Origin of the sequence: Pseudomonas sp. Marseille-P9899 (assembly GCF_903166565.1) — a bacterium.
Taxonomy (GTDB): domain Bacteria; phylum Pseudomonadota; class Gammaproteobacteria; order Pseudomonadales; family Pseudomonadaceae; genus Aquipseudomonas; species Aquipseudomonas huaxiensis.
In genome coordinates this window covers 96807-109552 of the sequence record NZ_CAESCG010000005.1, presented here as the reverse complement: position 1 = coordinate 109552, position 12746 = coordinate 96807, and the positions used below count along the sequence as shown (strand labels likewise).

General features: G+C 65.1%; 10 protein-coding genes. 9 read left to right on the top strand and 1 reads right to left on the bottom strand.

Annotation, left to right across the window (positions count from 1 at the left end):
* The first annotated feature begins 150 nt into the window (after positions 1 to 150).
* The 4 genes from HWV67_RS22880 to HWV67_RS22865 all read left to right on the top strand — a co-directional run bounded on the left by HWV67_RS22880 (position 151) and on the right by HWV67_RS22865 (position 4758).
* On the top strand, positions 151 to 1596 hold the full coding sequence (locus HWV67_RS22880) for an APC family permease (protein WP_256680178.1): 1446 nt from the start codon (positions 151 to 153) through the stop codon (positions 1594 to 1596).
* 33 nt (positions 1597 to 1629) lie between these two features.
* Positions 1630 to 2931: an NAD(P)/FAD-dependent oxidoreductase gene (locus HWV67_RS22875; protein ID WP_175652903.1), complete on the top strand. Its 1302-nt coding sequence runs from the start codon at positions 1630 to 1632 to the stop codon at positions 2929 to 2931.
* A gap of 63 nt (positions 2932 to 2994) precedes the next feature.
* A complete protein-coding gene (locus tag HWV67_RS22870; protein WP_175652902.1) occupies positions 2995 to 3384 on the top strand; it encodes a nuclear transport factor 2 family protein in 390 nt (129 codons plus the stop codon).
* Between the two features lie 54 nt (positions 3385 to 3438).
* The gene (locus tag HWV67_RS22865; protein WP_175652901.1) at positions 3439 to 4758 is read left to right on the top strand and encodes a hypothetical protein; all 1320 of its coding nucleotides are present in this window, start codon (positions 3439 to 3441) and stop codon (positions 4756 to 4758) included.
* A gap of 73 nt (positions 4759 to 4831) precedes the next feature.
* On the opposite strand, the gene HWV67_RS22860 is transcribed toward HWV67_RS22865, so the two are convergent.
* Positions 4832 to 5284: a DUF2846 domain-containing protein gene (locus tag HWV67_RS22860; protein ID WP_175652900.1), complete on the bottom strand. Its 453-nt coding sequence runs from the start codon at positions 5282 to 5284 to the stop codon at positions 4832 to 4834.
* Positions 5285 to 5529: 245 nt separating this feature from the next.
* On the opposite strand from HWV67_RS22860, the gene HWV67_RS22855 reads away from it, so the two are divergent.
* The 5 genes from HWV67_RS22855 to HWV67_RS22835 all read left to right on the top strand — a co-directional run bounded on the left by HWV67_RS22855 (position 5530) and on the right by HWV67_RS22835 (position 12628).
* Positions 5530 to 6651, top strand: a complete 1122-nt coding sequence (locus tag HWV67_RS22855) for an AAA family ATPase (RefSeq protein WP_175652899.1) — start codon at positions 5530 to 5532, stop codon at positions 6649 to 6651.
* Complete coding sequence (locus HWV67_RS22850; protein ID WP_175652898.1) at positions 6648 to 7082, top strand: bpX5 domain-containing protein; 435 nt, start codon at positions 6648 to 6650, stop codon at positions 7080 to 7082. The genes HWV67_RS22855 and HWV67_RS22850 overlap by 4 nt, the downstream gene beginning before the upstream one ends.
* The gene (locus HWV67_RS22845; protein ID WP_175652897.1) at positions 7082 to 8905 is read left to right on the top strand and encodes a hypothetical protein; all 1824 of its coding nucleotides are present in this window, start codon (positions 7082 to 7084) and stop codon (positions 8903 to 8905) included. Before HWV67_RS22850 ends, HWV67_RS22845 begins: the two co-directional genes overlap by 1 nt.
* Positions 8898 to 11819 carry a bpX6 domain-containing protein gene (locus HWV67_RS22840; protein ID WP_175652896.1) on the top strand — a complete coding sequence of 974 codons (2922 nt, stop codon included), beginning with the start codon at positions 8898 to 8900 and terminating at the stop codon, positions 11817 to 11819. The genes HWV67_RS22845 and HWV67_RS22840 overlap by 8 nt, the downstream gene beginning before the upstream one ends.
* 404 nt (positions 11820 to 12223) lie before the next feature.
* The gene (locus tag HWV67_RS22835) at positions 12224 to 12628 is read left to right on the top strand and encodes a type II toxin-antitoxin system HicB family antitoxin (RefSeq protein WP_175652895.1); all 405 of its coding nucleotides are present in this window, start codon (positions 12224 to 12226) and stop codon (positions 12626 to 12628) included.
* The last annotated feature ends 118 nt before the right edge of the window (positions 12629 to 12746 follow it).

The following is a 12746-nucleotide window of genomic DNA, read 5'->3' as shown; positions in this document are numbered from 1 at the left end:
GGGCGCGCGGTGGAACGGGAGTTCGTGACAATCTACTAACATGTTAATTGTTTTTACAAGTTCGCCGACGCCGTCGCGACGCATGGCACGGCAAGGCAAGCGGCTGGCGCTGTGAGCCGTGTTCAGCACAGGCGGTGAGGGTCTTTAATCATGGCTCGTCCCACTACCGCGTATCCGGCCATGAATAACAACAATAGCCAGCATCTACAGCCCACCTTGCGCTGGACCGACGCCTTCGCCCTGTCGATGGCGGTGTCCGGTTCCATCTTCGCGTCCTTCGGTTTCGCCCTTGGCGTCCTTGGCCCGGTCGGCGCCCTGGCGCTCTGGGTCGGCTCGGCCGCCGTCGGTGCGTGTCAGAACTGGATCTTCCTTGAAGTCTCGGCGATGTTCCCGGACAAGCCCGGCGGCATCGCCATGATCGCCACCGAGGGCTGGCGCCGGCGTTGCACGCTGGTCGGTCCGCTGGCCTCGTTCGGCTACTGGCTGGGCTGGTCGGCGGTGCTGTCCATCGTCAGTGTCAGCGCCGGCGCGTTGGCCCAGGCCCAGTGGTTCTCCAGCCAGACCTGGAGCTACAGCTTCGGCCCGCTGAGTGTCGGCCTGCCGCAATTGATCGGGGCCGGCCTGCTATTGCTGTTCTGGCAGTTCAATCGTTTGGGCGTGCATATGGCCGCGTCGGTGTCGAAATACATGGGCGCGTTGTTGCTGGTGCCGATCCTGGTGCTGGCGGTGTCGCCGGTGTTCGGCGATGGCTGGAGCGTCGAGCGTTTCCGTCACGCCCTCAGCGAACCGGTGGTGCTGGACTGGAGTTTCTGGCGCACCGCCCTGGTGTGGTTATTCCTGGTCAGTTGGAGCGCCTACGGCACCGAGATGTGCGCCGCTTTCGGCCCGGAGTACCGCAGCCAGCGCGATATGCGCCTGGCCCTGCTGACCTCCGGCGGCTACACGGTGCTGGTGTTTGCCGCCGTCGCCTTCGGCCTCGGCGGGCTGGTGGACCGCGAAGCCGCGCTGGCCAACCCGAGCGGCTTCTACATCGATGCCTTCAACGCGGTGGTGGGCAGCGGCTACAGTGACTTTTTCATCGTTGCCCTGCTGGTCGGCCTGTTCATGGGCCTCAATGCCGCCCTGGCCGACGGCTCCCGCGCGCTTTACGGCATGGCCCTGGAAGGCCTGACTATCCGCCAGTTGGGCACCCTCAACAAGCACCAGGTGCCGGGGCGTTGCATGAGCGTGGCGGTGGTACTCAACCTGGCGATGATCTTCCTGCTGTCCTCGCCGCTGGCGATGCTGGTGACGGCCAATATCGGCTACCTGGTGGCGATCTTCTTCGCCTTGTCCGGCTTCCTCCTGCTGCGCCACGACGCGCCGGACCTGCCGCGCCCGGTGCGGCTGGGCCGAGGCTGGATTCCGGTCGCCTGGGTACTGAGCCTGTTCACTGCCGTCGTGGTGGTGGTCGGCACGGCGTCGGCGGAGCTGGCGGGCTACGGCGGCCTGAAAGAAGTCGCCACCGGCCTGGGCATTCTCCTGCTGTCGCTGGTGCTCTACGGCATCCGCCGGCTGCAGGACCGGCACCCCGCGCCGGGCGCGCTTTCCCGTTAACCGGTTCGATCACGACACGTACAAGGTGAACCCATGCTGTCCGTAGAAACCCCCACCACCTACTACACCGCCACGCGCAAATACGACCTCAGGTTCCCCGACCTGGAGCAGGACCTGGAGGCCGAGGTCGTGGTCATCGGCGGCGGCTTTTCCGGCGTCAACACGGCACTGGAACTGGCCGAGCGCGGTGTCACCGATATCGTCCTGCTGGAGGCTCGCTACCTGGGCTTCGGCGGTTCGGGTCGCAACGGTGGGCACATCATGGCCGGCATCGGCCACGACCTGGAGAAGATCCGCAAGAGCGTTGGCGACGATGGCCTGCAAGCCGTCTTCGAGATCAGCGACCTGGGCGCGTCGATCATCCAGTCGCGCATCGCCAAGTACGGCATCGACGCCGACTTCCGCCACGGCTACGGCTACCTCGGATTCAACAAGCGCCAGGGCAAGCTGCTGCAGGCCTGGGAAAAGGAATTCAAACAACTCAGCCCGAACCATGAGATCGCGTATCTGGACGGCAGCGAAGTCCGTGGCATCGTCGGCTCGGATGTCTACACCTGCGCGCTCAAGCACATGGGCAACGGCCACCTGCACTCGCTGAACATGCTGCTGGGCTCCGCCAAGGCACTGGTGGAGCAGGGCGGACGGATCTTCGAAAACACCCCGGTGCTCGAGGTGACCTACGGCGACACCATTCACATCCGCACCGCCAAAGGCTCGGTGCGGGCAAAGAAGATCCTGTGGTCGTGCGGTGCCTTTCTCGACCGCCTGGAACCCGAGCTGCACAAGAGCATCGTCAACACCTACGCCTTCCAGTTGGTCACCGAGCCGATGCCGGACGCGCTGATCCAGCAGATCAGCCCCATCCGCGGCGCCTTCAGCGACATCCGCCCGGTGATCGAGTACTACCGCGTCACCAACGAAAACCGCCTGTTGTTCGGCTCGGCCACGCGGATGCTGGAGTACATCCCCAACGACCTCAAAGAGTGGAACCGCAAGCTGATGCTCAAGGTGTTCCCCTACCTTGAGCCCGTACGCATTGACCTCGCCTGGGGCGGGCCGATGGAGTGCAGCGCCAACCTGTTCCCGCAGATCGGCACCTTGCCGGGCCGGCCCAACGCCTATTTCGTCCAGGGCTACTCCGGCTTCGGCGTGACCCCGAGCCACGTCATCAGCCAGGTGGTCGCCGACGGCATGACCCGCGGCTCGCGCCACTGGGACGTGATGAGCGCGATCCCCCGCACCCGCATTCCCGGCAAGGACAACCTGCGCAACCTGATCTGCACCCTGGGCAAGGTCAGCCACCAACTCGCCGGCTACCGCAACGGCCGCCGCTGACCCCCAACCCGACCTGAAACGCCCCTGACGGGGCACCGACCCTTCGACCGAGAGGATTCGAACATGCCTTCTGCTGCCCTGAAAACGGCCCTGCAAGCCCGGCTCGACCTGCTGCAAACCTTGTGGGCTCGCCGTGATGCCGACGCCATCGTCCGCGAGCTGTACACCGACGCCACCGAGATTACCGGCGCTGGCAGCGACGCGCTGTACCACGGCACCGCGCAACTGCGCGAACTGCTCACCGCCCTGGTGACCGACTCCCGCGGTGCCTCGATCCGCATCGACCGCCTCACCGCGCTAGGCGACAGCGCCGCCTACACCTGGGTCACCTGGAGTGTGTTGCCGTTGGAGGGCGAGGCGTTCGCGATGAAGAGCCTGTTCGTCTGGTCGCTGATCGAGGGCCAGTGGCGGGTCATCGCCGACATGTATGCCGAGGGTGAGATCCCCGCCTGAAGCCCCGTCGCCGGCTCCTGCGGGAGCCATTCTCCTTCCTGTTCCGAGACCGTCATGATGCGAAAACAACAACTCCAGGCATCCGTCCCGCTGCTGCTGGCTCTTTCACCTTTGGCGCAGGCGCTGACCCTGTATCAGGACGCCGACAGTGAAATCGCCGCCAGGCTGCAAGGCGCTGCCGGTATCTTCCACAGCGGCGAAAGCTACGGCCAGACCGGCGAACGCGACCCCGGCAGCGTCAACTGGCAGGAAACCACGCTGCAATACGGCATCGACTTCAAGCACCGCACGGCCGGCCTTGGCGAACTCCATGGCGCCCTCGACTGGGTCAGCAGCGCCACCTTCGGCGATGGCGATGCCGCCGGCTGGACGGTCGGCGACGAGCGCACCACGAAAATCGAAAACGCCTGGCTCGGCTGGCGCTCCGCCGACCTGTTTCCGGCCTTGGGCGAGAACGGCCTGGCGCTTTCTGGCGGGCGCCAGAACGTCGTGGTGGGTGACGGATTTCTGATTTCCGGCGACGCCCTGAACATCGGCCGCGGCCTGCTCGACGGCGCGGTCAACCGCGGCGGCGCCTACTACCTCACTGGCCGCAAGGCCTTCGACCAGACCGCCATCCTGCGGTTGGGCGGCGACCAGGGCTGGCGTGGCGACCTGATGTGGCTCAAGTCCGACAACCCGGCCCAGGCCAGCCCTGAGCTGGCGGTCGCGACCCTCGAACACATCGCTGCGCCCGCCACCTTCGGCCTGACCGCCATCAAGGTTACCGACACCGACGAGGCCTTGGCCGAACTGCTCTACCCCGAGCGCAAGGGCATGAAGCTTTACAGCGTCCGCGCGCAAGGCAACGCCGGTGTCAGCGACCTGTTTCTCGCCGCCGAACACGCCTGGGAACGCAAGGACGCCGGCAACGAAAACGCCTGGTACCTCGAAGCCGGCTGGGCCTTCTCGCAACTGCCCGGCAAACCCAGCGTCAACTACCGCTACAGCCGCTTCTCCGAAGGCTACGACCCGCTGTTCTACGGCAATGGCCGGGCGCTGGGGACCTGGTTCCAGGGCGAAGTCGCGTCCAACTATGCCGGCCCGTTCAACAGCAACACCCGCGTGCACCATCTCGGCGTAAAGGCCGCCGTGAGCGATAGCGTCAACGTGGGTGCGCTGTTCTATACCTTCGACACCCTCGACCCGAGCCTGGGTAACCGCGACGCTCGCGAGCTGGATCTTTACGCGGAGTGGGCTATCGATCAGCACTGGAGCGTGCTGCCGCTGGTGGGCTACTACAAACCCCGGCGCAGCACGGAAGACGGCGGGAGCCAGTTGGAAACGTCGCGGGGGAATCTCTATGGGCAGGTGTTGCTGGTGTGGAGTTATTGAGCGCAACTGACGGCCTTTTGCTACCGAGCCTTCGGACCTTGATTCGAAGGCTCGGATTATCCCGTCGAAAACCTTACTTCGACGCGGCCAGCTTGCAGCAATCTTTCAGATCACGCTGCGCCTGGGCTTCGGAGATCTGCTCCAGGCCAGCGCCGCCTACGAATGCGCCCATCTTGATGTACTGGCGCAGGTAGTAGTTCTTGCCCGGCTCGGTAACCAGGTTGAGGGTGTTGTCGCTGAACTCGGATTCAGTGCTGATGACGTGTTTGCCGGGTGCGAGGAAGCGGTGGAAGTACACGCCTTTCGCGGTTTCGCCGATGAGTTCGCCGTCAACCGTCAGTGACTTCTTCAGTGCTTGTCCGACGAAGCTGTCGCGGTAGATATACAGGCCGGACTTGTCAGCAGGAGGTGCGGAGAAGGTTTTGAGTTGAGCGTCCGCTTCAGTAGAACCCATTGGGACAGAGGCGCAGCCACTGAGGATGGCGAAACCCAGAGCAGTGCCGAGCAGCTTGATGCTGTTACGCATTGAAAATCCTTTTTAAGAAGAGAATGGAGGCGCAGGAGCATTGAGTGCTCCTGCGATATCATTCTGCCATATCGTTTGTTTGTATCTTGTTGCTGCTGTGGTTTTTTCGAGGGCTAATGAGCGGCGTCAATCTTTTTAGGGCTTGGTTATCTGGGCAATCAGACCCTCTATCACGGCATCTTCCTTCTTGTGATTACGCCTTTTCCTGAGGCAAGATTCTTCGTTTCAGCTCAGGGAAGGTGCTTATGTCCGCGTCATTGCAGAGCGCTGCCGCACAGATTCGTCAGGCGGTGCGGGTTGCCACCGAGGGGTTGGTGGGGCGGGAGCAACTGGCCGAGCTGATCGTGCTGGCCGCCGTCGCGCAGGAGCACATTCTGGTGGTCGGGCCGCCCGGTACCGCCAAGAGTGCGGTGGTGCGCCGCGTGGCGCAGTGCATGGGCGGGCGCTATTTCGAATACCTACTCGGGCGTTTCACCGAGCCCTCAGAACTGTTCGGCACCGTGGACCTGAAAAAGCTGCGCGAAGGCACGGTGGAAACCGATGTCAGCGGCATGCTGCCAGAAGCCGATATCGTCTTCCTCGACGAAGTTTTCCTCGGCTCCACCGCGATCCTCAACACGCTGCTCGGCGTGCTCAACGAGCGCCGCTTCCGTCGCGGTCATACCCAGATCCAATGCCCGCTGCGAGTGTGCGTCGGCGCCGCCAACGGCCTGCCGGACGACGAAGCGCTGGCGGCCTTCGGTGATCGCTTCCTGCTGCACCTGTTCGTCGATTCGGTGCCGGACAACCAACTCGAAGCGATGCTGTCCGGTGGCTGGCAGTCCGAGCAGCGCCCGGTCCAGCAACTGCTGGGGCTGAGCCAGTTGGATGTGTTGGGCCATGCGCTGAAAGATGTCGATCTCGCGCAGGTACGGCCCGCGCTGGCCCAGGCCATCCGCCGCCTGCGCGAGGCCGGGGTGCAGTTGTCGGACCGGCGCATCGTCAAGTCCCAGCGCCTGATCGCCGCCGCCGCGTTGCTCAGTGGTCGTACCGAAGCCAGCGAAGCGGACCTGTGGCCGCTGCTGTACGTGCTGCCGACCAAGGAGATTCAGCAGCACGGTCGCGAGGTCCTGCGCGATCTGTTCGCCCAGTCCAGCAACAGCCATTTGTTCAGTGCTGTGGAAGAGGCGACGTTGCAGCCGATGTCGCGGCTCAGCCGTCTCCTGGAAACCGCCGAAGACTACCTCGCCCGCAGCGAGCCCCCCGCCAGCGCGCAACTCGAAAACCTGCTGCGGGAAATCGACGCCAACTTCAATAGCCAGACCATGCCGGCCCCGTTGCAGGACGTTCGTGGCCGCGTGACCCGCCTGCTGACCAGTGCCGTATGAATGCCCCGCTGATGAGTTGGGGCTGGCGACCGCGTTCCGTGGCCGCCGCGCCCCAGGCGGCGGTGGGCTGGGGTGATGCGGCGCGGCGTCTGCATGCGCGACTGGCGGCGTTGCCCGAGGAACAGGCGGCGCGGCTGCAAGCCACCGCCAATCGCGATGTGCTGGTGGTGTGTGGCGCGGCCGAGGATTTGCCCTGGGTCGATGGCGTTGAATATGCCGCCACCGATGAGCACGCGCCCGGCCTGTGGCTGCCCACCAGTTGGGAGCCGGAAGTGCCGCTGGACCTGCTCGGCCAGGCGCTGTCGCGCGCCTTTTCCCGCGCGCCGCTGTTGCTCTGGCGTGAGCCGCAGGCAGTGGTGCCCCTCGACCGACAACTGCCGCTGACGTCGCAGCATTTGCAGCGCATCGCCGCGCACTGGACGGGCCGCTGATGCAATTACCCGATTCGCTGCAACCGTGGCGGCAATGGCTGACCTGGTTCGCCCCCGAGCACCTGCCGTTGTTCGCCGATCTGCTGGGGCGCCTCAACCCGATCCTCGGTCCGTGGCGCGGCCTGCAACAAGGCGGCGTGCCCGAACCCGACGGCCTGGGCGACCTGCAACGTCGCGGCTCCTACGAGCGCCTGCTGTCCAGCGAATGGCTGCTGGCGGGCGAGGTGCCGGAAGAATTCCTGCGCCGGGCGGTGTCCGGCGAGCATATGTTCCTCGCCCCGCACTACGAAGCGCGGCAGGCCAGTCGGCTGATCGTCGTGCTGTTCGATGCCGGCCCGCTGCAACTGGGCGCTGCGCGGCTGGTGCACCTGGCCTTGCTGATGTTGCTGGCGCGCCGCGCGCAAGAGGCGGGGGCCGAATTGCGCTGGGGCATCCTTCAGGATGCGCCGCAATTGCGGCCCTTCGATGGCGCGGCGCAGCTCAAGGCGTTGCTCGCCGCGCGCACCTGGAACGTGGTCAGCGAGGAACACTGGCAGACCTGGCGTCACTGGCTCGGCGAACAGTCACAACAGGCCGGCGAGTGCTGGCTGGTGGGGCAGCGCCTGCCCGCCAGCGACCGCCAGTTCTGCTCCCACCGCGTGCACCTGCACCGTAGCCTTGACGGCCAAAGCCTGACGTTCGAATTGCTGGCGGGCAGCCAACGCCGGGTGTCGCTGCCGATCCCCGAGGAGCGTTCGGCGCTGCAATTGCTCAAGGGCCAGTTCGAAGGCGAGGTGGTTGCCGCACCGGTCAAAGGCGCCGTGCCGCGTGTCGCCCAGACCCTCGCGCCGATCATCTCCAGCCACGGTGGCCATGTGGCGCTCAGGCTTCTCGACCAACCCGGCATGGTGGTCATCAAGCTGCCGGCGCATCACCAGAAAAAGGGGCTGGAAGTGCGCACCTCGGTCTGGAGCGGCAGCTCGTCGCCGCTGGGGATCACCTTCCTCGGGCGCTCCATTGGCGCGGTGTTGAGCGAGGGGGATCAACTGCGCTTCTGGCACATGAGCGGCCTGAGGGCAGTGGACAAACCAGGCCGCGACCAACTGCAACTGCCGCCCGGCACCGCCACGCTGCTGCCCACCGTCTGGATTCGCAACAGCACCGCCAGCCGCCTGCTTCTGCTGGACAGCAAAGGCCATCTGGCGAGCTGGTCCATCGCGGGCAAAACCGGTGCCGGGCCCGATAACGGCAAGACCCGCTACCTGGCGGACGACGTGATGGCGATGGCCAAGGTCGACGAGGACGCCATGGCCTACGTGCGCCGCGACGGCAGCCAGTTGTATGCCAGCGCCGTAGGTGTTTCGGGTGTCGTGGGGCCGTTCATGGTGGGCCCGGCCAAGGACGTCACCCAAGTGCTGTTCATCGCCGGCTGGCCGTGGCGCGTGGGCTTCGGCGGCTGCGCGTTGTGCTCGGTCGAGAACGGCAGCGAGCGCTGGACGGTGATTACCGCCAGCAGCTTCCCCGTGCGTTCGGAACGCATCGAACTGGCCCCCGGCTGGAGGGGCATCGGCCTTCGACAGCGCAAGGAAGAACACCATTGCGCCCTCGTGCTGCTGGGCCCGAATCAGCGCAGCGTCGCCCTCTATGAAGAGGGCAAACAGCGGGTGCTGTTCACCACCAGCGAAGAAATCGTGCGCTACAGCTACTGCCCGATGACCGAGCTGATCGCCGTCCTCACCAGCGCCCGCGAGCTGTTGGTGTACTCGCTGGCGCACGGCAGATTGCGGCTACAGGTGAGCTGCAACCAGACACCGGAAACCACAAGGATGCTGTCGGGTGCTTGATGACAACGTGGCGTTGATTCGCCGCCCGGTGTTGACCGGGCACCAACTGATCGACGGCCTGTGGCTGCCCCGCGAGCGCTTCGATGAGCGCGCGGCGGCGCGGCTGATCCTGAGCCAGTGGCAGACCGGCGCCAGTGCCTGGCGCTTTAGCGATGGCGACCTGTTGCGCTTGCGCCAGCCGCTGTCGGTGCACTGCGAAACCCTGACCGGCTGGCCGCTGATTCGTCAGGGCCGCGCCCTGTGTTCCGCGCTGCTCAGCCACGAAGAAATCCGCACGATGCCAACGGCGGACCTCTGGCTGGTCCGCGGCAGCCACGTCGAGGCCCTGCACCTGCGCGACGCCGAAGTGCTGGCGCCGGAGCAGTGGATCGATATCAGCGGCTACACCCTGCTGGACACCTACGACTGCCGCAGCACGCTGGCGGAGCCGGATCTCGATCTGCTGACGCCGTCCGCCGACACACGGGAAATCTTCGGCGACGCGCTGGCGCCGGTCAGCCCGGAGCGGGAAGGGGTGATGAACGCCCTGCAGGCGCGGCAGCAGAACGCGCAGGCCAAGCCGAAAGCCTCCGCCGAGGCAGCGGGTAAAGATGAGTGGCAGCGTCCTGAATCGACATCGTCCGTCTGGCCGAAGCTGGGGGTGGCCATTGCGATCATCATCGCCTTGCGCTGGTTGAGCGGTGGCAGCGTCAGCTCACCGTCGGCCAACGACACGGACACCTGGAACGCGATCCTCAAGATGATCGCCGCGACGCTTATCGGCGCAATTGTGGTGACGCTGCTGTTGGCGGCGGTGCGCGCGCTGCTGCAACGCCGGCACAGCGCACAGCCGACGCCGCGTCCCCAATCGCCGGGAACGGCAGACGCACCGGCCAAGCCTCCAGCGCTTCCAGGCCGCGCGACCCCGACGCAATCCCGCCCCGCCTTGTGGCGCCGCCTGCTGACCCGCCTCACCCTCAATTCGCGCTTGTCGGCCCTCTACGGCAAACGCCAGGCCGATTACATGCGGCGCATGCTCGAGATGTTCGAGAACGGCGATTTCCAGGAAGCCCTGCGCCACGCCATTCCCCTCGGCGACGAGCAGGGCAGCCGCGAACAGGCGTTCGGCGCGCCCAAGCGCCGCGACGACCTCAGCCTCAACGGCCAACGCGGACCGGCGCGAAGCATGCTCATGGAAGAGGGCATGGATGATCACCTGCGGAAAATCTACCGCCACTCGTTCGAGCGCCTGGACCGCGAAGGCCGGATCGACGAGGCGGCCTTCGTCCTCGCCGAACTGCTCAAGGCCCGCCAGGAAGCCCTCGACTATCTGGAAACCCACGGGCGACACACCCAGGCCGCTGAGCTGGCCCTCGCCTGGGACATGGCGCCGGCGATGATCGTGCGCCTGCTGTGTGCGGCGGGTGACTGGCAGCGCGCGATTCTCGTGGCCCGCCGCGACGATGCCTTTGCCGACGCCGTGGCCCTGCTACAGGAAAAGTGGCCGGAGAGCGCCGACCGCCTGCGCCTGGAATGGGCCGAAGCCCTCACTGGCAAAGGCCTCTGGCTGCAAGCCGTCGACGTGATCTGGAGCCTGCCCGCCGAGCGCGAGCGCGCCGCGCAATGGCTGCTCAATGCCGAAGCGGCGGGCGGCCAGTTGGCGATTGGCGCGCTGGTCAAACGCGCCATCCTCTTGCCCGACACGCTCGATGCCTACAGCGACTGGGTCGAGCAACTGCGCGACGACCCCAAGCGCCCTGCCGAACGCGGCGTGCTGGCCCGCGCTCTGCTGGAGCACAAAACCCGCGGCGGCGCGCTGGCGTGGCTGGCCGGCGCCATCGCCAATGCCGTTGTCGCCGACCAGGCGGGCGGCCACGGCCACCTGACGCAGGATCAACTCAAGGCCCTGATCACAATGAGCAAGGACAGTCTCCTGCTCAACGACCTGCCCAACAAAGCTCCGCCGCGCGCAACGCAGGTGCCGTTGGACAGCGTCGACGCAGCGCAGGAATGGACCGCCCCGGAGCTGGGCAGCCGGCCAATCGTCGACGTCGTGCCGCTCGACGACCAGCGCTACCTGATCGCCCTCGGCGAAGCCGGCGCGGCGGTGATCGACGCCCAGGGCAAGACGCTCTTCCACTTCCCTGTGCCTGCCCAGGCCATCGTCATCGGCCACAGCCGTCAGGTTGCGTTGGTGGTGGCCAGGCGCAGTGATGTCTGGCGCGTCAGCAAGCTCGATCTGGTCAACCGCAGCGCCCTTGACCTTGGCGTGTTGCGTTTCGACGTCTTCGCCCGCTCGTTCGACGGCACCGGCTGGACCATTGGCCGGGAGCACCAGTTGCGGGTGGTCGATGCCGACCGCGACTTCACCACCTTGTGGCATGTCAGCGACTTGCCGGGTCGCGTGCTGGCGCTCAAAGAAGACGAACACAACGAATCCCTTTGGCTGCACGGCACCGATGGCAGCGGCCACGTGTGGCATTACCGTTTGCCTGAACGGCGGCTGGCGGGCAACGACGCGCTGCCGGGGCTGAAGCATGAAAACAGCTTCCTGCTGCTGACGGCCGACGGCGACGTTACCGAAGTGGGCCTCAAGCTCAAACCCGGCGCCGACGCGATTCTGGTGCTGGATCGCCAGGGCAACCGCAAGGGCTATCGACTGCCCGGTTTCGAAGAAAACTGGCCGACAGAGACGCCGCTGAACCTCAGCCTGTCTGGGTCGTGGCTGGTCGTCTGTTATGCCTTGGCTGGCGAAGACACGCGGGTGCACTTCATCCATCGCAGCAGCGACCGACTCTGCGCCAGCCTCGACTGGCCGGCGGCGGACGTGCAGGTCAGGTGCGTGGGGAGTGACTGGATGCTGTTTGACGGGCAGGGACGGCTGAGCCATATCAGCGTGGCGGAGGGGTGGCAGAGGAATGTGGTGGTGAATTGAGGCGGCCCGTACTCGCGGAGGGAAAAGGCTCACCGTGAGGTTAATGCCAGTCAGTTAAACCAATTGGGGCCGCTTTGCGGCCCTTCGCGAGCAAGCTCGCTCCCACATAGTTGTGTACAACAAAACACTGACCCAAGGTTTTGCTCAGTGTCCTGTGGGAGCGAGCTTGCTCGCGAAGGACTGCAAAGCAGCCCCAATATGGACGCTGAAACGCTAACTAACTGGCATTAACCGTGAGGTGGGTCTTTTTGGTCTTCGCCTTGAGAAATGCTTCGCAGAGAGTTGCGCAATCGCTGACGGCTTTCTGTGTGTCGTGCGAGCATTCTCAGGACCGCCGGTCTCAAATGAGCCGACCACTTTCATCCTATGAATTGATCCGCTTAAGGCGTCATCAGGAGGACTCAGTGAAGTTCCCAATTATCATTCACAAAGACCCCGACTCGGATTACGGCGTAACCGTTCCCGACGTCCTTGGCTGCTTTAGTGCAGGTGAGACTGTTGAAGAAGCGTTGGATAACGTGCAGGAAGCGCTGGCGCTGCACTTCGAAGCACTGGTGGCTGACGGCGAGCCTCTGCCGCAAGGCCACCCGATCGATGCTCACTTGAATAACCCGGACTACGCCGGCGGTGTGTGGGCGGTGGTCGATTTCGACGTCACGCCCTATCTGGGAAAATCCGTCCGCTTCAATGCAACGCTCCCCGAGCATCTGCTGCAGCGCATCGATGATTACGTGAAGAACCACCCCGAGCAGAAAAGCCGCTCCGGCTTTCTGGCATCTGCTGCATTGCGCGTGCTTTCTGGCGCTTGAGCCGACGTCCAGATAGCGCCGTGTCCGTCACGCGAACGCCAGAATTATTGCCGCCCGAAAGGTGTGCAGGAACCACGTCACTCGTTCGGTATCTCTTGGGTGCTTTCCTGGCCGAGAC

What these genes read in the sequence shown, in the direction of transcription:
- HWV67_RS22880 (WP_256680178.1), top strand. Translation starts at nt 151, where the DNA reads ATGGCTCGTCCCACTACCGCGTATCCGGCCATGAATAACAACAATAGC.
- HWV67_RS22860 (WP_175652900.1), bottom strand. Translation starts at nt 5,284, where the DNA reads ATGCGTAACAGCATCAAGCTGCTCGGCACTGCTCTGGGTTTCGCCATC.
- HWV67_RS22865 (WP_175652901.1), top strand. Translation starts at nt 3,439, where the DNA reads ATGATGCGAAAACAACAACTCCAGGCATCCGTCCCGCTGCTGCTGGCT.
- HWV67_RS22850 (WP_175652898.1), top strand. Translation starts at nt 6,648, where the DNA reads ATGAATGCCCCGCTGATGAGTTGGGGCTGGCGACCGCGTTCCGTGGCC.
- HWV67_RS22875 (WP_175652903.1), top strand. Translation starts at nt 1,630, where the DNA reads ATGCTGTCCGTAGAAACCCCCACCACCTACTACACCGCCACGCGCAAA.
- HWV67_RS22855 (WP_175652899.1), top strand. Translation starts at nt 5,530, where the DNA reads ATGTCCGCGTCATTGCAGAGCGCTGCCGCACAGATTCGTCAGGCGGTG.
- HWV67_RS22845 (WP_175652897.1), top strand. Translation starts at nt 7,082, where the DNA reads ATGCAATTACCCGATTCGCTGCAACCGTGGCGGCAATGGCTGACCTGG.
- HWV67_RS22870 (WP_175652902.1), top strand. Translation starts at nt 2,995, where the DNA reads ATGCCTTCTGCTGCCCTGAAAACGGCCCTGCAAGCCCGGCTCGACCTG.